This is a genomic window from Bacillus sp. FSL K6-0073, assembly GCF_038006085.1.
GTDB classification, from domain to species: domain Bacteria; phylum Bacillota; class Bacilli; order Bacillales; family Bacillaceae_G; genus Bacillus_A; species Bacillus_A cereus.
In genome coordinates this window covers 1,373,648-1,395,445 of the sequence record NZ_JBBOUN010000001.1, presented here as the reverse complement: position 1 = coordinate 1,395,445, position 21,798 = coordinate 1,373,648, and the positions used below count along the sequence as shown (strand labels likewise).

The window sequence follows — 21,798 nt, the reverse complement described above, 5'->3', positions numbered from 1 at the left end:
TCTATCTTTGTAAATACATTCGCAATAATAGACATTTTTTTCATCTTCTTTTTTTATAAATTCTACGTAAACCGGGGATTCTTAATTTTCCACCTACTTTTCTTCGACATTTTTTGTTTAATTTATATAAAAAAGCAAAACATAATGATGATTGATAAAGTGAAACTTTAATCAGTGTTTTTTTGTTCAGCCCCCACTGATAATTAGCATTCACCAATCGGGTAGGCAGTGAATCTCCCACCTATCCAGCCCAATGTTGAGGTGGGAGTCTTACTACCCACAAATAGCAGGATAACAATAGAAAGGAAATATTTATATGCGAAAATATACGATTGCATTATTCATCATTGTTTTGTTTTTACCGTCTTTCTTATTTCCTATTCAAGCAAATGCTCATACGAATAAAGTTGCTATTGTCATTGATGATTTCGGTAATAATATGAAGGGGACTAATCAAATGTTATCACTTCCCATTCCACTCACTGTTGCTGTTATGCCTTTTCTTCCTTCCACAAAAGAAGACGCAATAGCTGCCCATAAGAAAGGACATGAAGTTATTATACATATGCCAATGGAACCTATAAAAGGTAAAAAAGAATGGCTTGGGCCGAAAGCAATTACAACTGATTTAAGCGATGAAGAAATAAACAACCGACTTGAACAAGCGATTCAAGAAGTACCGCATGCAATTGGAATGAACAATCATATGGGGTCAAAAGTAACAGCGGATGAAAGAATTGTTCGCCTTATACTTGCTGCTTGTAAAAAACACGGTTTATTTTACTTAGATAGTAAAACGAATCCTAATAGTGTCGTCCCAAAAATCGGAAAAGAATTAGGAGTTCCTATTATTGAAAACCAACTATTTTTTGATGATGTATATACAGCAGGGCATATTTCAAAACAAGCCCAATTACTCATCAAAAAAATTCAAGAAAAACCTATTATGGTAGCTATCGGGCATGTGGGCCCCCCAGGTGAAATTACATCACGCGTTATTGAAACTTCTATCCCTAAAATTCGTGAGCATGCAGACTTTATTTTCTTATCTGATCTAGCATTATCCCCGCCTCCTGTTTCAAAATAAAGTTCATTACTCACATATAATCAGCCCTCACCAATTGGGCTTTTACGGGCAGTCCGCCCCCACTTAACTTCTTTGCTTGCGCTGAATTTTGAGGCGAAGATCTTACTGCCCACAAATAGCGGGACAAAAAAGTACCTATCTATATATAACAGATAGGTACTTTTCTTTTTAACTTAAATATAATCTACATGACTCACTCTGAATCCTTTTTTCTCTATTTTTCCGATTAATTGCTTTAATTTTGTTTCATCTAACTCATCTGATATATTTACAATAACGCGGCGGATATATTGATCACCGTTATCTAGCGTAAATAGGCCACCGATATTATATGCTTTTAACAATGTCCCAAGCTCTTTAATCGTTCCCTTACAATCTTGTGTTGCAATTGTTAATATATAACCACCTGTTCGCATACCAAATGAATCTTCAATAACATCAAATATATTCGAATGCGTTAACATACCGACAAATTCATTATAATCATTTAGCACGGCTAAAAACGGAAGCCGACGAATTACATAAAAAGCTCTGAAGAAGGAATCCTTTTCAAAAATAAATGCATTAGAATCATCGAGCATATCTCCTGCACTTACATGCTCTAATCCGCTATTGCATTTTTTTTCTAATAAATCTACTTTATAAATAATCCCTGTGAATTTCTTCTCATCTTCTGCTAATACCGGGATGGCTCGAAATCCCGTTTCGTTCATCATTTGCAGTGCCTCTTCACCAGAATCATTTATTTTGCAAAATGTTACTTGCTGCTTTGGCAGAAAATGATATTTAACTCGCAAAATATGTTCCTCCTTACATGTCAACATGTAATCTATATATAATAAGGAGACCTATATTTTATGAGTGAAATTATTTTTAAAACGCTTTCATTTGTTTATTAACTTGTAGCTATATCACATCCATTTTTATATAACAGAGCTCCTTGCCCCCTTAATCATTAATAACTTTACATGATAGTTCATTAAATATTCTATACCCTCTAGCCATTTTTTCGCCTCTTCTGGCGTTTTTCCCCACACAATCATGCCGTAATTATGAACAAGAACTACTCCTCCACCTTCAATGAAATTCGGAACATTCCTTTCTAATAAATCAGCGAATTTTTTTTCATCTTCTACAATTGGAATTGTCATTTCTGTTATACCTTCTTTTCCGAAAACACGCTCCACACTGCGTTTATCGAACGTTACTTCTCCTTCTTCCCCATATAACTCTGATATTAAATGACTATCTACAGTCTGCACTTGTAAAATACATCCTGCACTACTTTTTTTATAAATATCCGCATGCATAAATGACTCTGCAGCTGGTTTTTCTTCATTTTCAAATACTGACTCGCACATGCAATTTACGACAATAAAATCTTCTTCCGAAAATAGCCCTTTATCTCTTCCCTCAACATTTACTAAGAATGTTAACGGCTCTTTTGACGTACATAGCGATAAGCTAATTTTGGTACCATAAAACCAATCACGAAGTGCCAATTCAGATTTCACATCTTTTAATTCATTCCATTTCTTCAGAAAAAATAACATTTCGTCACCCCCGGCATAATATTCATATAAGGTTCGAATCCTTTCTATGTAAAAGGAATATTTTTTGATTATTCTAAAAATTAATTGAATTATCACATGAGAACGCTTTTTTGTCAATATAGTTTCGTGGTTCTTCTTTAAAATAGGCTATTCATATGTCTATACTCCTATCTATTTCCTATTTCATTTTGTACATAAAAAATACGCTACTCTTTAATTAAAGAATAGCGTATTTTCCTCATTTTTTATTCCGCATTAACGGGCAGCCCGATTAGTGAGGGCTAATAATCAGTGGGGAATGAACAAACCCCCCACTGATTAAAGTTTCACTTTATTTCTTTATTGCATTATATAAAAACTGTGCATATTGTTCACGTGTTACGAAATTATCTCCTAAAAAATTCCCTTCCCCGTCGCCTTTTGATATTTTATTATCCACTAAAGCTTTCACATATCCTTTCGCCCAATGGCCATTTGGTATATCTTTAAAATTCTCTGCACTATTTTCATTTTCTTTTAACTGAAATACTCTTTGTAATACTACTGACATTTCATATCGAGTTAATACTCCATCTGGACGGAACATACCATTTCCATAGCCTGTCATAATTCCAGCTTGAACCACTGCATCAATAGCCGTTTCATACATATTTCCTTTCGTATCTGTAAATGCCGTTTTTGGTACTAGATTATTTTCTAATTTTAAATACCTTTGTATTAGAAGAGCTACTTGTCCACGAGTAATGTTATCACCAAATCCAAATTCACCATTTCCATAGCCTATAAATAATTTTTCTTTCGCTAAGTAATTAATTGCTTCTTCTGACCAATGTCCTTTTGGTACATCTTTAAATTCTACCACTTCTGTTTTCTCATCTTCTTTAGACGTATTACCGTCTTTACTTTCTACTACATTTTGAATAACAGACCCTGTAAAGAAAATTCCTGTATCCGCGAATGGATCTTTCACACCAAATTCATATATTTTCTCACCTGGTGTACTCCATTTCACTACGCCATTACTATACGTACCATTATCGCTCTTCAGACGGATTTTCGTAGAAACTTCACCATCTTTTTCATATATAGGTACTTTTATTTCTTTATTTACTTCTGTTTCCTCTAAAAATACTTTTTGATTTTGGACATTAATATAAGTCGTCTTACTTAGTTCTATAACTGGTCGGACATCACGAATTTCATTTGCAACAAAACTTAGAAATACTAATTTTTTCAAATTACTAACTGGTGATAAGTCTGAAATATAATTCGCTTCTAAATCAAGCTTTTGTAAGTTTACTAAACTTGATAATGGCGTAATATCCTTTAACTCATTGTTAGGTAAGTGTAATTGTTTTAACTGTGTCATCTTACTTAGAGGAGTAACATCTTTTATTTCATTTTTCCCGATCCACAATTCTTCTAATTGCTTCATTTGCTCAATGCCGGATAAATCTTTAACTTTATTACGTGTTAATACTAAGTCTGTTAAAGGTAATGAATATAACGCTTTAATATCTTCAATTTGATTACCTGCTAAAGTTAAGTATGTTACATTTTTCAAAGCGCTTAATGGAGCAACGTTCGTAATTTTATTATTTGCTAAATTCAAGTAATCTAGTTGTTCCATTTTCGCTAATGCTGTTACATCTTCTATTTGGTTGCCTGATAGAAATAAACTTTTTACATTTTTCATTTCAGTTAGTGGTGCAACGTTTGTAATTTTATTATTACTTAAATCAAGAGATTCTAAATTATCCATCTTAACAAGTGGCGTTACATCTGAAAATTCATTACCACGCAAAGCTAAATGACTTAATTGCTTTAAGTTCGCAAAGAACGACGGATCTTTTATCTTCGCATTCGCAACTGTTAAAGATTTTAAATTTGGCATATATTTTAATGCACTATAATCAAGTATCTCATTCGTATTTAAAAACAAATCCTTTACTTGTAATAACTCTTCTTTCGTAATTGGTGTATTTAAATCTTTTCTATTAAATACTTTTTTATTCACAAGTTCTCTTAATTTGTTATCTGTTATCATATTTTGATTATCAACTGGATTATCCGTTTCCGTATTGCCTGAATTAGAGTTATCATCTGGTTTCTCTGTTTCTTTGTTACCTACAGTTGGATCTTTAATTTCAAATTGAACTTGATATTTGTGATCATATCCAATAGCTGGAATAAGTATATGCATTTGCATATTGTGCTTCTTCTCAAACTCACCAATTTCAAATTGAACTACTTTCGTCCCATTCTTCCTCTTATCTTCTGACAAAACCTTCACATCATGAAATACACCAGGTCGGTTTCTATCTTCTATTCTAAGATATTGAAAATAATCACTATCTTGCATTGTTACAGTGACAATTTTTTTGCCAGCTGCAATCGTTACTTTAGGATCTTTTATATATTGAGAAACCATAGATGGCTCATCTTTTTGGTCCTTATATATTTTAATCTCAGTATCATACGTGCGATCACTCGCTGCTGCTACCGATTGATTTGCTTCAACTTTTAATGCCGCTAATGCTGGAGTAGAGTACGTAGCAAATGGAATTGCTAATGTTGTCGCTACTACTAGCGCCTTCATGTAATTTTTTTTCAAAATAATATCCCCTATCATATATAATCTTTACAATTGATAAGTATTATCAATTATCTACAAATAAATGATAATGAATATCATTATCATTGTCAATGAGAATATTACATTAAATTTATATTTTTAAAGATAAAAAAATAAAAAAGCCCTTTATTCAAAGGGCTTTTTTACCTATCGTATGAAGAATTTCACTTTTTTCCTTCTCATTGATGACACCGATTTTTTGCAAAATATTCGCGTACAATACAAGTTTATTATATATTCGTTCTGACATGTTCTCCCTTCTTTCCTTCGACCAACTTTTTTTGTATTGGTAAATTATATGAAAGAGGTGAGAAAATGTGTCCACTTTTTGCATAACTGCAAATCTTTTATTTTACGATTTACAGATAATAAAACTCCCTCCTAAAAATTAGGCGGGAGTTTATGTGCTTTCACTGTATTTAACAAACTGTCCACTGAATATTATGCTTCTTAAGTTCTTCTTCAAAGCTATATGGCATTTTTTTATCACAAATTACGTGTTGAATACGCGAAATTGCTGCTATACGATAATTCCCTTTCACTCCTACCTTCGTATGATCACATAAAATATATGTTTTCTCAGCTAATTTCATCATCGCCTCTGACAATTTCGCTTTCTCTAATTCAAAGCTGGAAACTCCAAAACTAGGTAATAACCCATCAATCGAAACGAACGCTTTATGAAAATGAAATTGCTGTATGACTTGCTGAGAAATAGACCCTGATACACGCGAATGCTTTGGAGATACTTTTCCACCTATAAATAAAACTTCACCGTGAAACATCTTTTTATTAATAGAAGAAATTAATTGTGTTGCGACTGGAAATGAACTTGTTACAATCGTTAAGTTTTTACGATGAACAAGGTATGGAACCATTTGAAGCGGTGTACTTCCATCATCAATTGCAATGACATCACCGTCTTCTACAAATGTCGCTGCTTTATAACCAATTCTTTTCTTCTCTTCTATATGTAGCATTTCTCTTTCTAACATTGGTGCCTCTACTCCAGCGCCTGGAAGTTGAACAGCTCCACCATACACTTTTTTCAGCTTCTTTTCACGATCTAATTCTTCTAAATATCGACGAATCGTTTCTGTTGATACAGCAAATTCTCTCGCTAATTCTGAAACCTTTACTTTCCCTTTAAATTCTACCTTTTCAAGAATGGTTCGCTTTCTTTCTTCTCCTACTACAGACATAGCTTCACCTCATTTATATCTCCCTTATAAACTTCCTTACTTATACAAAGCTATAATTTTCTTTATAAGTAGAAACTTCTTCATGAATATGAATACCGCGCTTTGCTAGCTCATCAAAAATCAATTGTGGATTTTCAAAGGCTTCTTCAGGCGTAACAACACCCACCCTATTTACATTTCCATTTGCAATTAACTCTGCAGCAATCCCAAATGGAATACCGACGTTTCTCGTATACGCTCTTAATTTTTCCCATCCTACAACAGAACCATCAGATAACGGATGTGTATGATATAACACATGTCTTTGCTTCTCATTATTTTTCATACCTATTACTTCTACATGAAGTGCATAACCATAAAGCTCTGTTTCTTGCCCTTCTTTCGATTGCAATAAATACTGTGAAATACAATCCATAATGCCTATTTCTTTCCCGTTTATTTCAATCTGATCATTACGCAATATGCCGTAATCATATAAAGCACGTACAAGTTGCATATTTTGCTGTGGCCAAGTTCCTCTCGTCTCTATCAGTTTGACACCTTTATTTTCTAATGCCTTTGCTAGCGTAATCGTTTCAGAATGCGGAATGATATACTGCGTTGCCTTACCATAAGGCTCTGGCAATTCTATTTCTCTCGGACGCGCAAACGGAGGTACTTGCTTAAATTCACCATCTTCATACACTGTACGCGATGGTAAATATGGATCATATTCATATGTCGTTGTCTCTGTAATTGATGCAGAAAAAGCAATCGGACGATACGAACCGTGACTTACATGGACAGACTCTACAGTATCCAATTGATTTGCTGCATGCATTGCCATCATTTGCGTTACACCTGGCGTCATGCCAAATCCAGGTAAACATATCTTTTCATTTTCAACAAATATAGCATGCGATTCATTTTCTTCACCAAATCCATTTAAGTTCACACCGTGACAGCCTGCTTCTGCAATACAGCGGGTCGACAATCTGTTTAACTTTATCGTCGTACCGTCCATTACAATGTCATAACCAATCATTTTTGCAACCGTATCCTCGTGATTCTTTACATCTACTTTTACAAAATCAACACGAGGGTCGTTGAGCCATTCTACTACTTTACGGCCCTCTACCTCGTTAAAATCAGCTACTGTAATTGTCTCAAAAGATGAAAATTGAACTAAATCCAAAATAGCTTCGCGACAAATTTTACCTGCTCCACCTAAGCAAAATACTTTCACCCAATAACTGCTGTAACTGCTGAAACAATTACGCTATTTTTAAATGCTTCAAGTCCATCTCCTGTTAAACTCGAAAAATTAAAATGCTCAAATGTAAAACTCATATTATATGGCCATACTTTCACACTTGCAGCAATACCAACTGCCACAAATAACAAAATGATCATAAATGTAATCACACTACAGTATATGAATGAGATGACATCTCTTTTCTTATTAGCTATTATTCTGTATGGTACTGCTTTTGAAGATAAGAAATTCGCCTGCTTTCTTTGCGTAATACGATCAACTGCAAATGCGAATATAGCTGGGATTAATAAAATCATTCCAACTGTTGCACCCATCGACATATTTTGCTGTCCAATTACTTGTTTGTATACGTCAGTAGCAAGCACATTATATTGTCCACCAACAATTTTTGGTGCCCCAAAATCAGTGAAACTAAGTGTAAACACAACAAACATTGCACTAATTAATCCGTACTTTACACTAGGTAAAGTAACCGTGAAAAATTGTTTTGTTTTACTCGCCCCTAGCATATTAGAAGCTTCATATAAACGATAATCGGATCCTTGAAAGGCAATTAGTAATATGAGAAAGGCTTGCGGAAATGTATACATAACTTCAGCTATTACAATTCCTACTGGTCCATATAAAGGGATTTGTATACCTTCAAATAACCCAAACATTCCTTTCGTTACTAGCCCTTGATTACCAAATAAATATGTAAGTGCTATACCGTGCATCATCGTTGGTGCAAACAATGGTAATAACGCTACATACTGAAATACACGCTTTCCAAAAACATTCGTACGGGCAATCGCATATGCGTAAACGAATGCAATTGAAACTGAAATAATTGTTGTTGCGCCCGAAATCCATACCGTATTTTGTAAAGACTGAACTAAAGTCGGTGTTGTGAAATATTTACTGAAATTCGCTAAACCAATGAAAACTCCATCTTTATTATAAAAAGCTTGTGTAAATAGTTGTAATAGTGGTAATACAAGTATGATAAGGAAGGAAAGAATCATACCAATAATTACAAGCCTTTGGATCCATTCCTCTTTCCCTATACTTCTCTTAATCTTTTTTTTCGCACTTTCTACCTTGTAGTTTTCTAACATCTCCATCTATACAATGACCTTCTTTCCATATGACAACATATGATTTTCTGAGAAAGAGATTTGAATCGGCTTTCCTTTTCTAATATCAGCTACTTCTACTTCTGATGCTAATATATCCACTACAATTTTCTCATTATAAAGGTATGTGTTTTCTTCTACGACTCGCACTTCCGTCCGATATACAGATCCACGAAACTCCATACTTTCCACAACTGTTTTAATACCGTCCTTTTGTACAATTGTTACATGTTCAGGACGAATTGCATGCTCTTCGTTATTTTTCGAAAAGAAATTAATAGAACCAATAAAATCTGCCACAAACGGATTGGCTGGTCTTTGATAAATCTCCTCTGGTGTTCCAATCTGCATAATTTCCGCATGATTCATTACAACAATTTTATCAGCCATCGTTAATGCCTCTTCTTGATCATGCGTGACCATAATAGTTGTTACTCCTACTTTCTCTTGCAAATCACGCATTTCTCTACGTAACTTTTCACGTACTTTCGCATCTAAAGCAGATAACGGCTCATCAAGTAACAAAATATCTGGAGACAGAGCGAGCGCACGTGCAAGTGCCACTCGCTGCTGTTGTCCACCAGACATTTGAGCAGGATATTTATCTTTTACATTCAGTAAATCTACAAGTTTTAACGCCTCTAGCGCTTTCTCTTTTACTTCTGCTTTTCCATATTTTTTTGTCTTTAAGCCGTATTCAATATTTTCAAGTGCTGTTAAATTCGGAAATAATGCATACGATTGAAACACCATTCCGAAGTTTCTCTTTCCAGGAGGTAATGCTGTAATATCTTTTCCATTCACAGCTATACTACCTGTTGTTGCCTCTTCTAGACCTGCTAAAATTCGAAGCAATGTCGTTTTCCCACAACCACTTGGGCCTAATAAACATACAAACTCATTTTTGTTCACAGTAAAAGAAATATCTTTTAACGCTGTAAATGCATCAAACTGTTTTTGAATGTGTTGAATTGATAAATATTCGCTCATTTTTTCTCTCTCCCACTCACTTACTTTTTCGGTTCTGCTTTTTGGCCAAACTCTTTTTCCCATTTTTCTAAAATTTTGTCACGATTTTCTGCTGCCCACTTAAAGTCATTCTTTTTGTATAACTTTTCTGTTACATCTTTAGGGAATCCATCTGGAAGTTTATAATCATTTTTAATTGTCGCAAATCCATTTTTCTCGAAGTATAACTTCATTACATCATCAGTAATCGCCCAATCTAAAAATGCTTGCGCTAATTTTTCATTTTTTGCATTATCTTTTTTAATAAGTGCGTTCGCTTCTACTTCCCAACCTAATCCTTCTTTCGGCAATACAACTTCAACTGGTGCACCTTTTTGTTTCTCTTTCAAAGCACTATAAACCATTGATACGCCAACTGGATATTCACCCGCTCCTGCTAATTTCGCTGGTTTTGATCCTGAATGCGTATAACTTGCCATATTATCATGAAGTTTCTTCATGTAATCCCAGCCTTTATCTTCACCCATGATTTGTAGCCATGCAGAAACTGTTAAAAATCCTGTTCCAGATGATGCTGGATGTGGCATAACAAGTGTTCCTTTATACTCTGGTTTCGTTAAATCTTCATATGATTCTGGCATCGGTAAATTTTTCTTCTTTAACTCTTCTTTATTTACAGCAATCCCCGTCATAAATGCAGTATTTCCTACCCATTTTTCAGGTTGCTTATCATCTTTAAATTGTGGAAGAACACGATCTGCTCCTTTTGGAGAGTATCCTTTTAACATATCTTTTTTATCTAAAGCTAATAGACTTGATGCCGCAGTTCCCCATACAACATCTGCTTGTGTATTTTTCCCTTCAGCTAGCAATTTCGCAGTAATAACTCCTGTTGAATCACGTACAATGTTCAATTTCACATCAGGATATTTCTTTTTAAAGGAATCAAGATAAATTGGTACAAGTTCTTCTTCAATTGCTGTGTAAACAGTTAATGATCCAGATAATTTGTCATCTTTCACTTTCGCTCCAGCACTTTCTTCCTTCTTTACACCACACCCCATTAATAACGAAAATACCATTCCAGTCGCTACAGCTTTAAAGATTGTTTTTTTCACTGTTTCTCTCTCCTTTTACAAATCTTATGTACAACTCAAATATAAACAACTAGTGTAAAAGCAGTATTAAACCAACATTAATCTTTTGTTTGTTGTTTGTTTTTGTGTAATACGTTGCTACTTCTATGTTTTTTCGCATTTTTCCGCTAATAGAAAACACTAAATTTACAAATAATTAAAAAAACCTTTATAATCCCACAAAAAAATGAGGCGTTTGTAAAAAACGCCTCATTTTTGTTTCCCTTTTTTTGAATTACGATTCGCATACTTTGCGCTATTTTCTCCTTCATACTCTAATGCAAATTCTGCATCTGGTAAGCTTTCTTTCGGAGTTTTATTATTATTGATTGCCGCATTTTGTTTCACTTTTCTTTTTACCAATACATTCACCTGCTCTCAAGAAATCACTTTCTACTCTAGTTTGAAACAACTTAAAATAATTATTACTGGCAAGTGTTAACAAGTACATAAGAGGCGTTAGATGGAAATACTACATATGAAGAAATCATTATAAAAAGGAGCGATAATTTTGAAGAAAAAAGAAAAGATTCAATCACCCATTTTAGACGAAACGCTCCCGCATCAAATGAATTTTCCATCTTTTAAAGGAACAGGAAAAACGATGCAACAACCTTTTGTGAATCAATATAATGTTGTAATTGGAGACAGTAAATATAATTCCGAGAACAGTCCGCTTAACAATTGGAGTGATGAAGTAGATCCTGCCATTATGGCTGGCGATGAGTGGATCCATCCGACAAATGATATTGGGTGGATTTCAGAAGAAAATCAAGAGTTACTAAAAAACGAAGTGGATAATAAAAATGAAGCTTTTATGCATCCACAATTTGGCATTAACGACTAAAAAACCATTCTACCTAACGTAGGTAGAATGGTTTCATACTATCCAATAATAATCCGCTCTTTCGGGTATTTATAGCGAGGTGGTTGTTCCCTTCCACCACTAGCTAAAATAAATGTTAAAATACCAACGCGTCCGATAAACATAAGCACAATAAGTACAAGTTTCCCAACAGTTGTTAAATCAGGCGTAACACCTGTTGATAGTCCCGTCGTTCCGAAAGCAGAACAAACTTCAACAATTAAGCTCATAAGCGGTACATTTTCCGTAATAGATAAAATGAATAGCGCAGTAGCACATAACAAAATCCCCATCGTCATAACGACAGATGCTTTCAGTACATCCTCTTCATGTAGCTGACGTTTGAAGACTCTAACTGTTCTACCGCCCCTTGCAAAGGTGTATAGTGACAATATACTAACAGCAAATGTAGTTGTACGTATTCCGCCCCCAACCGAACTTGGAGATGCCCCTATAAACATTAATATACTCATAAATAAAAGCGTCGGTTGTGATAATTCACGTATATCCATTGTTGCAAGTCCACCACTTCGCGTCGTCACAGATTGAAATAATGTATAAAATACAGTTTCATGCCATGATTTTCCTACTAAAAAATGATTTCTCTCCAGTAAAAAAATCATAATTGTACCCACAACAACGAGTGCGAAAAATGTTGTTGTCGTCAATTTTGTAAATAATGAAAAACGGAATAATTGTTGTCGCCTTTTACTAAGAAATTGCTTTACTTCCATTAGCACAGGGAAACCAATCGCTCCTAAAATAATTAGTAACATATGAATCATTTGAACAATATAATCTTTTTTATACGGAATTAATGACTGTCCTGTTAAATCAAATCCGCCGTTCGTAGTCGCACTAACAGCTGCAAAGAAACCGTGAAAATAAGCTTCTTGCCAAGTCGGAAAGTAAAGTAAAAATCTTGTACCTAATAAGATTGCTCCAATAAGTTCTATCGAAATAATTACAATTAAAATAGAACGCATCAATTCTACGAGACCCGATAAATTTCCTTGATTATGATCTGCCATAATTAATCTTCTTCTTTGCAAACCAATCTTTTTCCCCGTAATGATCCAAACAAATGTACCAAGCGCCATAATTCCTAAGCCGCCTAATTGTAAAATAAGAGCTAAAACAATAATTCCTGCCGTAGTAAACGTATCTGGAATCGTAATAACAGACAGCCCCGTAACACTTACCGCACTAACCGATGTAAAAAGAGCATCTATAAATGTCCATTTCACACCGGGCTTCGTAACAAACGGGAAACTAAGCAATATCACCGATACAACTACCGCTAATAAATAAAACAAAACGATGAGTTGTACAGGACGTAATTTTTGTAAAAACTTTTTTATATCTCTCATTCCATCACTTCGCTACCTTTTTTCTATCGATTAAATAAAGAAAAATCTTTACTTTCTTTATTTGTAAATAACTGCTCAAATAATTTGGCAAAGACCATTCCATATACAGTTCCATTACCTCCATACGGCAATGCGTAAAATAAATTATGTATCTTTTCATCTTCTTTTAAAATGGGAAGACCATCATGAGTACCACCAAATACAGCTGCCCAATAGTAGTCTGCCTGTATATTTTTATACTGCGGGAACATCTCTTTTACAATATTAATAAGGATATCACGCTTATGCAATAATTTCGTATCACCGATTGTTTGAATTTGCATCGCTTCATCTAATCCGCCTACAATAATGCGGTTTTGATACGTTCGAAAATATAAGTAGGGCCGTGCCGTTTCCCAAATTAACGATCGCTCATGCCAGCCTTCAAACTGATCTATTTCATTTGTTACAATTGCATAAGAGGTGTCTACTGTTGTATTTTTTTCTTTCTTTCCAAAAAGCGCTTCATAACCTGTCGCCATAATAATATTCTTTGCTACAATTTGATTCCCTGTTTTCGTGTAACAAATTAAATCATTTTTGCGTTTTTTTATATGTATTGCCTCTGTATGTTCATATATATTAGCTCCCATTTGGTTTGCTTTATGCAAAAGACTATGTGCTAATAAATACGGATTTACCTCAGCATCACCGTGTGTATATAATGCCGCTTGTTTTATAAAAGGATAACGCTCCTTAATATCAGATGCTGTAAAATACTCAACAGGAAATCCATAATTCTGTAACGTATTGTACTCCTCTTGTAAAAATGAGACATCCTCACTTTTACTTGCATAATATAAACTATTTCGCAGAATAAAATGGGGATTAATATCAAGAGTCGGTATTACCGCTTCCATTGTTCTTAGCGCTTCATAACAAAGCTTATATGCTCGCACCCCTTTTTCTTTACCAAATGTATGGATAAGAGAGGTTAACGATTTATCATGAAGAAATTGTAGTAAACCTGTATTAGCAGCTGTGCTACCACATGCAATGGCTCTTTTTTCAATAAGTGTAACACTCATGCCAATTTTCGCTAACGAATGCGCTATATGAGCACCGGCTTCGCCGCTTCCGACTACGAGCACATCACATATCATATCATTTTCTAACAGTGGATAACAAGGTACAGAAACTCCTGTATTCCAAAACAACTTACCCATCATAAGTTTCATAATTATACTCCTAAAATATAAATTTCTCCTTTCTATGTTTTGTTATTTTTCATAAAAAAATCCAACTAACATAGGCTAGTTGGATTTTTTATCTTTAATTAGAACGCTCTTCAAGCCAATTTCCAATCGTCGGATATGTTTGTTTTACAGCTGTTCCACCGTAAACGATAGACATATGTCCTGTCGGTAAACATACATATTGTTTATCATTGCTAGAAATATGATCTAGCAATGCTTCTACTTGACATGGCAAAGCGATATGATCACGTTTCCCAGAAATATTTAAGACATTCGCCTTAATATTTGCAAGGTCTACCTTTTGTCCGCGAATAACGAGTTCACCCTTAACCAATTTATTATTTTGATAAAAATCACGAATCCACTGTCTGTATGATTCACCTGGGAACGGAATACCATCACCAACCCACTTTTGAACCAATCTCCAGCTTTCGACGAAGCGTTCATTCTCTGAACGATCTACTAAAGCAACATATGGACCAACAAAGTTCGTAATTGGCTTTAACATTTTGTTTCCGAAATCAATCATTTCTGGCGGAATATTTCCAAATGTATCAACCGCTTTATCTAAATTGAAGTATTTCTCATCTAATAAAGGACCATACAATCCTGTTTCAGAGAAGTCAAAAGGACTTGTCATAAAGATTAGGTTACGAATTGGCATGTGCGGATGAAGCGCTGCATAAATAGAAGTTAGCGTTCCACCCATGCAATAACCAAGTAAAGAAATCTCGTCCGATTTCGCAGTTCGCATTACTTTTTTTACGGCTTTTGCAATATAATCAAACACGAAATCATCAAATTTCAAATGACTATCTTCTAAACCAAATGTGCCCCAATCAAGCATATACACATCAAAACCACGATCCACTAGATATTCCACTAAACTATTTCCAGGAGTTAAATCCATAATATATGGTTTATTAATAAGAGCATATATTAACAGAATTGGAACTCTTTGTGTTTTTTCTTGTTTTGGAATGTAGCGATAAAGCTTCGTCTTATTCTTCGTCCAAATAACCTCTTTCGGCGTTAATCCTACTTGCGGCTCTGGTTCACGTAATAAAATTTCACTCGCCCTTTTCACTCGGCGGTATGCTTTTCGGTACTCTTCTGGGTATAGCTCTAATTGCTTTTCCCATTCTGTTGCGAATGTAGTCATTTTTCTATCTCCTTTTTGGTCGATTTCCTTCTAAAAAAAAGAAGTGCATTCCTGCTATGGATATGCACTTTTTTCTTGCTTCATTACATATATAATCCGCCGTTAATGTTTAATTGTTGACCTGTGATATACGCACCGTCACGGCATAGGTATACTACACCTTTTGCAATTTCATCAGCTTGACCAAAACGTTTTTTCGGGATTTTTGCAACGATTTTTTGACGTACTTCTTCTGGTACTTCTGCTACCATTTCAGTATCAATAAATCCTGGGCAAATAGCGTTTACAGTGACATTTGTTTTTGCAAGTTCTAACGCTAACGATTTTGTAAATCCTAGCATACCTGCTTTTGCTGCTGAGTAGTTTGTTTGGCCAAATCCACCTGCTTGACCAATAATAGAAGAAATGCTAATAATTCTTCCTTCTTCCGCTTCTGTTATGTATGGAAGAACAGCGCTTGTCGTATTAAATACGCTACTTAAATTCACGTCAATTACGCGCTCCCAATCTTCACGATTTAACTTTTTGAATGTACGATCTCTTGTAATACCAGCATTATTAACAAGAATATCAACTTTACCAAAATGATTCACAGCTTCTTCTACAAGTCGGTTTGCATCTTCTACTTTAGAAACATCCGCTTGCACTGCATAAACATCATGTCCGTCTTTTCCTAATTCATTTACTAAATTTTCAGCTGCTTCTTTACTGCTATTATAGTTAATAACTACTTTCGCTCCCTCTTGTGCTAATGCTACTGTAATTGCTTTTCCAATTCCTTTTGCTCCACCTGTTACGATTGCTACTTTTCCATTTAATTGAACCATTTCTTTTCCCCCTTAAATGAATTTGTGAACGATTGTTATGAATCATTTTGGTACTCATACTATAGAGTCCATATATAATTATGTTTCGCTGTTTATACGTGAAAAGAGATTCTCCCTCTCTCTTTTATCTGTTATAAACAAGCGCTTTTATCATTTTTTATTTTCTGGCTTATTCGTAGGCTTTACCTCTTCTTTTACAGGTACTTGTAGTTTAGCTAGTACTGCATTTTGCTTTTCTAGCAATTCTAAAATTTGATCTACTTTTGTTTCAAGCGTACGAATATCTTGTTTCACTTTCGTCACATCACGCTTTAATGTAGGAGCTTGTCCTAAAGAATCGACTTTCTCCTCTAGAAACTCCTCAATGTTATCTACTTTATTTTCTAAGTTAATAACAAGCGTAGCCACTCTTGCGATATCCTCTTTCGTCGGCACATTTACTTGTTCTAAATAGTTTTTTGTCGTATCATTTAATGCTTTTTGATAAAACAAATTCAAATCTAGAACGCTGCCCATCCAAGCAGAATATTCTTCTGTTTTAATTGTTTCATTGAGCGCTTTTCCCCAAAATGTTTCGGTTTGTTCATAAGCATTTTTCCATGCTTGTAGTGGATCGAATTTTTGATCAATCACTTTACCTACACTCCTTTTTTCGTTTTTGAAACAATTCAACCTATTCACTATTTTCTAATATTCTGAATAAAACTTCAAGTCTATATTTTATTTTTTTCTATTTTCTAACAAATGTGTTGACTTTAAAAACAGATAGGTGTAAATTGCACTTATAAGCAAAAAATTCCATCTAACTGATTCATGAGGTGATGCACAATCATGCTACAAAATGAACCAGAACAACGCGAAAGTTTGGAGAGCAACCAAGCGAAACAACCAAACTCCATGCCAAAAAACTTCTTAGTTCCCTTCTTACTTCTATGTCTAAAAGACTGGAGTCTTCATGGTTACAAACTTATTCAAATGCTAATGGATATCGGCTTTTCTTCTGTTGACCAAGGTAATGTTTATAGAACACTACGCAAATTAGAAAAAGAAAACCTTATTTCTTCTACTTGGGATACAAGCGATGGAGGGCCGGCAAAAAGAATTTATTCTTTAACTGAATATGGAGAGCAATATTTAACAACATGTGCGACTTCTTTTGAACATTATCAAAATATGTTGCGAACGTTTTTCACGTTATACACCAATGCATTCTTTCCATTTTCTACTTCTCCAGAAAAGGATGAAAAGGATTCTTCATCTTCACCTGGTGGTACAGCAGAGTAATCTGCGTTCACAATATGCAAAAAAACATTTGGGGGTCAAATAATGGAAACTAAACCATACGAATTAGTCGATGCATTTTGGAAAAGCTGGTCTCAATCACTTTCCCTTTTCTCTTCAGCTGGGAAACAATTAGAGCAGCTTACTTTAGAAACATTAAAACAACAACAAGACGCTTTGCATAAATTAACATCAGGAGTAGATGAACTAGAAAAAGAACTACAACAACTCACTGCTCAGTTCAACAACCAATATACAGATTACGTGAAACAATTAACTGGAAACTCCTTAAATGATCAAATTAACGAGTGGCAGGACAAATGGAAGGAACTTTCTGCTCATATGCATCAACTTACTGTTTCTCCTACAAAAACATCTTTGTCAATTCTTACACAAACAAGCGGTCAATTTGAAGAAACAACAAAACAATTTATTGAGCAACAACAATTACAACGTGAAGAGGCTCAAAAACAGTTAGAAGGTTTTTTGGAAGAGTTCAAGTCAAAACAGTTGGAACTCGCAAAAAAGTTCGAGGAAAACTCAAAAAATCTATTTACTTCCATCAAGTAAGAAAAATGTGGGAGCTAACTGCAGCACAAACAAAACTCTTTCTTCCTCCTACTACATCAAGATGGCTGGCATTTTTCGATATGGAAAAGAAGGAGGACAAAATGAATCCATTTCAAGAAGCACAAACCGTCCCGGAGCTTCGTTATGATGAGATTCAAGTCGGTGATCAAGCATCCCTTACAAAAACAATTACAGATGAAGATGTTATCAATTTTGCAAAATTGACTGGGGATGTGAATCCTATTCACATTTTAGACTCTTTTGCAAAAACGACAATGTTTAAAGAACGCATTGCCCATGGTATGCTCGTTTCGAGTTTTATTTCTACCATCCTTGGAACGAAACTCCCAGGCAAAAATACGATTTATTTATCCCAAAATGTTTCATTCCGTGCCCCTGTCAAAATCGGTGATACACTTCGCGTTGTGGCAGAGGTTATTAAGAAGCGTGACGATAAAAAAATCATTACGTTGCAAACAAATATATATAATCAATCGGATGATATTGTCGTGGAAGGTACAGCGACAATACTAAAAAAAGAGTAGCAAATTTGCTACTCTTTTTTCTATCCAATAACTTCTAATCACACCGATTACTTCCGCGTATGAGCACGCCGGTTCCACATAAAATAACAGTACCAATTCAGATAAGTACTTATCTGGACTGGATTACTCATAAGGATGTGTATCATCATGGCAAAAACAAACAAATTACTAGTTCCAGGTGCTGAACAAGCACTTGATCAATTTAAATATGAAATTGCACAAGAATTCGGCGTAAGCTTAGGGTCTAATACAGCATCTCGTTCTAACGGATCAGTTGGCGGTGAAGTAACAAAACGTCTTGTTTCTTTAGCTCAACAACAATTACGCGGATAATAATATAACATATGGCTTAGAGGCAGATATTCTCTGCCTCTTTCTATTTTTCACATACATAATCGGACTTTTTCACATACTAGTAAGAGCAAACAGAAAGGAACGATATATAACATGAAACGGATTAACATTCGTATGAGTCCTCCCCGCGTTCTTACTTTGTCTTTTATCATGTTATCAATTATAGGTACATGCTTATTAAAGCTTCCAATCGCTACAACAACGTCTATTTCATGGCTCGATGCTTTATTTACAACAGTTTCTGCCTGTACGGTTACAGGGCTTGGTGTTGTGGACACTGGAAAAGTATTTACTTTGTTTGGACAATGTGTCATTTTAACGCTTATACAAGTTGGCGGACTTGGTATTATGAGCTTTGCTGTCTTAATTGCGATTATGCTCGGCAGAAAAATCGGTCTTCAAAACCGTATTTTATTACAACAAGCATTAAATCAAACGAATATAGGCGGCGTCATCCGTCTTGCCAAAGCGTTATTTTTATTCTCTTTTACAGTCGAATGTATCGCTACTTTAATTCTTTCTTTTGAGTGGGTACCAAAATACGGGGTTACCAAAGGGATCTATTATAGTTTTTTCCATTCAATCTCAGCCTTTAACAATGCTGGTTTTTCTGTGTGGAGCGATAATTTAATGTCCCATTCTCATAGCATTATTGTCAATTTCGTCATTTCCTCTCTCATCATTTTAGGTGGAATTGGTTTTACAGTGATCGTAGACATAAAAAGAAAGAAAAACTTTAAAAACCTTACACTACATTCAAAACTTATGCTCTCTTCTACTCTAATCATCAACATTATTGCTACCCTTTTTATTTTTATATTCGAGTTCCATAACTCTCTTTCTATGAGAGGTTTTACCCCATTTGAAGAAGGAATGGCCTCTTATTTCCAAGCAATTTCAACGCGAACTGCCGGGTTTAATACAGTTGATATTTCTACATTGTCAAAACCTTCCCTGCTATTAATGATGCTACTTATGTTTATTGGTGCTGGTAGTGCTTCAACGGGTGGGGGGATTAAGTTAACAACATTTTTAATCATATTTTTTGGCGTATTTAAATTTTTACAAGAACAAGAAGATATTGTCGTATTTAAAAAATCCATTAAAGATACTCTCATTGTCAAATCATTAACCATTACTATTATTTCTATTTCATTTATCTTTTTTGCTATTTTAATTTTGAGTATTACTGAACGAGTTCCTCTATTGATGAGTGCTTTCGAAGTATTTTCAGCATTTGGGACTGTTGGCCTCAGTATGAACTTAACACCCCACTTAACTATAATTGGAAAAGCGATTATTATTTTTATGATGTTTTTTGGGAAAATGGGTCCTTTAACATTGGCATTTTCATTTGCTCGTAAAAAGAACCGAAAAATAAAATATCCGAATGAAGATATTTTAACAGGTTGACAACCGTATAAATTATCCATATAATGAGAATACAATAACATATCTCCAAAGGGGAGTAGCGTCCAAGAATATATCTTGGAAACAAAGTCGTCATTACGTAGAACTTAGTTCTTCCGGCTTTGTTGGCATTTTTATTACATATGTCTAGCAAGACCTTTGCCTATTAACGGCAGAGGTCTTTTTTGCATTCATTTCCAGATTCTTCCAAAGTTAATAGGCAGGAGTATGGGGAAACTAAATAGTGGGGAAATTCTTCACTTATTTAGAAGTTATAGAGATGAGAGGAGAATGTACATGGATGTATCATTATTATTGGAGTATGGTTGGGTATTACTCATCCTAATTGCACTTGAAGGGATTTTAGCGGCTGATAACGCTCTTGTTCTTGCAATTATGGTAAAACATTTACCAGAAGAAAAACGAAAGAAAGCACTATTTTACGGATTAGCGGGGGCATTCGTTTTCCGATTTGGATCGTTATTTATGATTTCGTTCTTAGTCGATGTATGGCAAGTGCAAGCAATCGGTGCCATCTACCTTATGTTTATCGCTGGTAATCACTTATTTAAAACATATGTTAAAAAGAATACAGATGAAGAAACAGAAGAAAAAGAAGCAAAGAAAAAACAAGAGAACTTTTGGTGGACTGTATTTAAAGTTGAGGTTGCTGATATCGCCTTCGCAGTTGATTCAATTTTAGCTGCTGTTGCACTAGCAATGACTTTACCAAAAACAGGACTAGGTACAATTGGTAGTCTTGATACTGGGCAATTCGTTGTTATCTTTGTAGGTGGACTTATCGGATTAATCATTATGCGATTTGCAGCAACTGCTTTCGTACAAATCTTAAAACGTAAACCAGGGCTTGAAACTGCAGCATTCTTAATTGTAGGTTGGGTTGGTGTGAAGCTAGCAGTTTATACGTTAGCACACCCTGCATTAAATGTAATTCCACATTCATTCCCAGAATCCACTCCGTGGAAGCTTACATTCTGGATTGTATTAGTCGGAATCGCAGTTGGTGGTTGGTTCTTCTCAAAAGAAGTAGAAGTAAAAGTGGAAAAGAATTTAGACGAAAAAGCGCTGTAATTACAGCGCTTTTTCTTTTTCCTTTCTTCCTCGCAATGTCCAGAAAAAATTCCATTATACTACCTTTTGTAAACGTTTTCTTAATGTATGTATGTCCTTTTTGTGAAACATTGCACAAACTCATTGAAAGTAGGA

Annotated in this window: 21 protein-coding genes, 1 pseudogene and 1 riboswitch; of the genes and pseudogenes, 8 read left to right on the top strand and 14 right to left on the bottom strand. The window is 34.8% G+C overall.

What is annotated here, in order from left to right; genetic code table 11:
* Positions 1–316 precede the first annotated feature (316 nt).
* Positions 317–1,087 (top strand): divergent polysaccharide deacetylase family protein, encoded by a 771-nt coding sequence (locus MHB52_RS07300; RefSeq protein WP_001234107.1) that lies wholly within the window; start codon positions 317–319, stop codon positions 1,085–1,087.
* A gap of 173 nt (positions 1,088–1,260) precedes the next feature.
* Here MHB52_RS07300 and cbpA read toward each other — a convergent pair whose 3' ends face one another.
* From cbpA to MHB52_RS07255, 9 genes and pseudogenes are all read right to left on the bottom strand, one after another.
* Positions 1,261–1,884 carry a cyclic di-AMP binding protein CbpA gene (cbpA, locus tag MHB52_RS07295; RefSeq protein WP_001264207.1) on the bottom strand — a complete coding sequence of 208 codons (624 nt, stop codon included), beginning with the start codon at positions 1,882–1,884 and terminating at the stop codon, positions 1,261–1,263.
* Positions 1,885–2,010: 126 nt separating this feature from the next.
* On the bottom strand, positions 2,011–2,640 hold the full coding sequence (locus MHB52_RS07290) for a class II aldolase/adducin family protein (protein ID WP_000896005.1): 630 nt from the start codon (positions 2,638–2,640) through the stop codon (positions 2,011–2,013).
* A 331-nt stretch (positions 2,641–2,971) separates the two neighbouring features.
* On the bottom strand, positions 2,972–5,272 hold the full coding sequence (locus tag MHB52_RS07285; protein WP_061662873.1) for an NEAT domain-containing leucine-rich repeat protein: 2,301 nt from the start codon (positions 5,270–5,272) through the stop codon (positions 2,972–2,974).
* A gap of 422 nt (positions 5,273–5,694) precedes the next feature.
* A complete protein-coding gene (locus tag MHB52_RS07280) occupies positions 5,695–6,477 on the bottom strand; it encodes a DeoR/GlpR family DNA-binding transcription regulator (RefSeq protein WP_000117667.1) in 783 nt (260 codons plus the stop codon).
* Between the two features lie 40 nt (positions 6,478–6,517).
* Entirely contained in the window at positions 6,518–7,702 is a 1,185-nt protein-coding gene (locus tag MHB52_RS07275; protein WP_061662872.1) for a saccharopine dehydrogenase family protein, read from the bottom strand.
* Positions 7,702–8,835, bottom strand: a pseudogene (locus tag MHB52_RS07270) (ABC transporter permease subunit); the annotation flags it as partial. The gene MHB52_RS07275 and the pseudogene MHB52_RS07270, both read right to left, overlap by 1 nt.
* Positions 8,836–9,837, bottom strand: a complete 1,002-nt coding sequence (locus MHB52_RS07265; protein WP_000006191.1) for a putative 2-aminoethylphosphonate ABC transporter ATP-binding protein — start codon at positions 9,835–9,837, stop codon at positions 8,836–8,838.
* A gap of 20 nt (positions 9,838–9,857) precedes the next feature.
* A complete protein-coding gene (locus tag MHB52_RS07260; RefSeq protein WP_061662871.1) occupies positions 9,858–10,934 on the bottom strand; it encodes a putative 2-aminoethylphosphonate ABC transporter substrate-binding protein in 1,077 nt (358 codons plus the stop codon).
* 228 nt (positions 10,935–11,162) lie between these two features.
* Complete coding sequence (locus tag MHB52_RS07255; protein WP_000240799.1) at positions 11,163–11,315, bottom strand: hypothetical protein; 153 nt, start codon at positions 11,313–11,315, stop codon at positions 11,163–11,165.
* Between the two features lie 148 nt (positions 11,316–11,463).
* Between MHB52_RS07255 and MHB52_RS07250 the strand changes: the two genes are divergently transcribed.
* On the top strand, positions 11,464–11,799 hold the full coding sequence (locus MHB52_RS07250; RefSeq protein ID WP_000726028.1) for a DUF3905 domain-containing protein: 336 nt from the start codon (positions 11,464–11,466) through the stop codon (positions 11,797–11,799).
* A gap of 38 nt (positions 11,800–11,837) precedes the next feature.
* On the opposite strand, the gene MHB52_RS07245 is transcribed toward MHB52_RS07250, so the two are convergent.
* The 5 genes from MHB52_RS07245 to phaR all read right to left on the bottom strand — a co-directional run bounded on the left by MHB52_RS07245 (position 11,838) and on the right by phaR (position 17,044).
* Positions 11,838–13,187 carry a TrkH family potassium uptake protein gene (locus tag MHB52_RS07245; protein WP_016117448.1) on the bottom strand — a complete coding sequence of 450 codons (1,350 nt, stop codon included), beginning with the start codon at positions 13,185–13,187 and terminating at the stop codon, positions 11,838–11,840.
* A 23-nt stretch (positions 13,188–13,210) separates the two neighbouring features.
* Complete coding sequence (locus tag MHB52_RS07240; RefSeq protein ID WP_016117447.1) at positions 13,211–14,404, bottom strand: NAD(P)/FAD-dependent oxidoreductase; 1,194 nt, start codon at positions 14,402–14,404, stop codon at positions 13,211–13,213.
* Positions 14,405–14,498: 94 nt separating this feature from the next.
* Positions 14,499–15,584 carry a class III poly(R)-hydroxyalkanoic acid synthase subunit PhaC gene (phaC, locus tag MHB52_RS07235; RefSeq protein WP_000206333.1) on the bottom strand — a complete coding sequence of 362 codons (1,086 nt, stop codon included), beginning with the start codon at positions 15,582–15,584 and terminating at the stop codon, positions 14,499–14,501.
* Between the two features lie 83 nt (positions 15,585–15,667).
* A complete protein-coding gene (locus MHB52_RS07230; protein ID WP_000250407.1) occupies positions 15,668–16,411 on the bottom strand; it encodes an acetoacetyl-CoA reductase in 744 nt (247 codons plus the stop codon).
* Between the two features lie 150 nt (positions 16,412–16,561).
* The gene (phaR, locus tag MHB52_RS07225) at positions 16,562–17,044 is read right to left on the bottom strand and encodes a polyhydroxyalkanoic acid synthase subunit PhaR (RefSeq protein WP_061662870.1); all 483 of its coding nucleotides are present in this window, start codon (positions 17,042–17,044) and stop codon (positions 16,562–16,564) included.
* 198 nt (positions 17,045–17,242) lie between these two features.
* Between phaR and phaQ the strand changes: the two genes are divergently transcribed.
* The 6 genes from phaQ (at position 17,243) to MHB52_RS07195 (ending at position 21,663) form a co-directional block, all read left to right on the top strand.
* Positions 17,243–17,695 (top strand): poly-beta-hydroxybutyrate-responsive repressor, encoded by a 453-nt coding sequence (phaQ, locus tag MHB52_RS07220; RefSeq protein WP_000939955.1) that lies wholly within the window; start codon positions 17,243–17,245, stop codon positions 17,693–17,695.
* Positions 17,696–17,737: 42 nt separating this feature from the next.
* Positions 17,738–18,262: a polyhydroxyalkanoic acid inclusion protein PhaP gene (gene phaP / locus MHB52_RS07215; RefSeq protein WP_061662869.1), complete on the top strand. Its 525-nt coding sequence runs from the start codon at positions 17,738–17,740 to the stop codon at positions 18,260–18,262.
* Positions 18,263–18,363: 101 nt separating this feature from the next.
* Positions 18,364–18,807 (top strand): MaoC family dehydratase, encoded by a 444-nt coding sequence (locus MHB52_RS07210; protein WP_001067916.1) that lies wholly within the window; start codon positions 18,364–18,366, stop codon positions 18,805–18,807.
* 147 nt (positions 18,808–18,954) lie between these two features.
* A complete protein-coding gene (locus tag MHB52_RS07205) occupies positions 18,955–19,140 on the top strand; it encodes an alpha/beta-type small acid-soluble spore protein (protein WP_001140707.1) in 186 nt (61 codons plus the stop codon).
* A 114-nt stretch (positions 19,141–19,254) separates the two neighbouring features.
* The gene (locus MHB52_RS07200; protein WP_000822339.1) at positions 19,255–20,574 is read left to right on the top strand and encodes a TrkH family potassium uptake protein; all 1,320 of its coding nucleotides are present in this window, start codon (positions 19,255–19,257) and stop codon (positions 20,572–20,574) included.
* A 38-nt stretch (positions 20,575–20,612) separates the two neighbouring features.
* A riboswitch (yybP-ykoY riboswitch) is annotated at positions 20,613–20,786 on the top strand.
* Positions 20,787–20,868: 82 nt separating this feature from the next.
* The gene (locus MHB52_RS07195; protein WP_000383326.1) at positions 20,869–21,663 is read left to right on the top strand and encodes a TerC family protein; all 795 of its coding nucleotides are present in this window, start codon (positions 20,869–20,871) and stop codon (positions 21,661–21,663) included.
* Positions 21,664–21,798 lie beyond the last annotated feature (135 nt).

What these genes read in the sequence shown, in the direction of transcription:
- MHB52_RS07245 (WP_016117448.1), bottom strand. Translation starts at nt 13,187, where the DNA reads ATGAGAGATATAAAAAAGTTTTTACAAAAATTACGTCCTGTACAACTC.
- MHB52_RS07240 (WP_016117447.1), bottom strand. Translation starts at nt 14,404, where the DNA reads ATGAAACTTATGATGGGTAAGTTGTTTTGGAATACAGGAGTTTCTGTA.
- MHB52_RS07300 (WP_001234107.1), top strand. Translation starts at nt 317, where the DNA reads ATGCGAAAATATACGATTGCATTATTCATCATTGTTTTGTTTTTACCG.
- phaP (WP_061662869.1), top strand. Translation starts at nt 17,738, where the DNA reads ATGGAAACTAAACCATACGAATTAGTCGATGCATTTTGGAAAAGCTGG.
- MHB52_RS07285 (WP_061662873.1), bottom strand. Translation starts at nt 5,272, where the DNA reads ATGATAGGGGATATTATTTTGAAAAAAAATTACATGAAGGCGCTAGTA.
- MHB52_RS07195 (WP_000383326.1), top strand. Translation starts at nt 20,869, where the DNA reads ATGGATGTATCATTATTATTGGAGTATGGTTGGGTATTACTCATCCTA.
- MHB52_RS07280 (WP_000117667.1), bottom strand. Translation starts at nt 6,477, where the DNA reads ATGTCTGTAGTAGGAGAAGAAAGAAAGCGAACCATTCTTGAAAAGGTA.
- MHB52_RS07290 (WP_000896005.1), bottom strand. Translation starts at nt 2,640, where the DNA reads ATGTTATTTTTTCTGAAGAAATGGAATGAATTAAAAGATGTGAAATCT.
- phaC (WP_000206333.1), bottom strand. Translation starts at nt 15,584, where the DNA reads ATGACTACATTCGCAACAGAATGGGAAAAGCAATTAGAGCTATACCCA.
- phaQ (WP_000939955.1), top strand. Translation starts at nt 17,243, where the DNA reads ATGCTACAAAATGAACCAGAACAACGCGAAAGTTTGGAGAGCAACCAA.
- MHB52_RS07205 (WP_001140707.1), top strand. Translation starts at nt 18,955, where the DNA reads ATGGCAAAAACAAACAAATTACTAGTTCCAGGTGCTGAACAAGCACTT.
- MHB52_RS07210 (WP_001067916.1), top strand. Translation starts at nt 18,364, where the DNA reads ATGAATCCATTTCAAGAAGCACAAACCGTCCCGGAGCTTCGTTATGAT.
- MHB52_RS07230 (WP_000250407.1), bottom strand. Translation starts at nt 16,411, where the DNA reads ATGGTTCAATTAAATGGAAAAGTAGCAATCGTAACAGGTGGAGCAAAA.
- MHB52_RS07265 (WP_000006191.1), bottom strand. Translation starts at nt 9,837, where the DNA reads ATGAGCGAATATTTATCAATTCAACACATTCAAAAACAGTTTGATGCA.
- MHB52_RS07200 (WP_000822339.1), top strand. Translation starts at nt 19,255, where the DNA reads ATGAAACGGATTAACATTCGTATGAGTCCTCCCCGCGTTCTTACTTTG.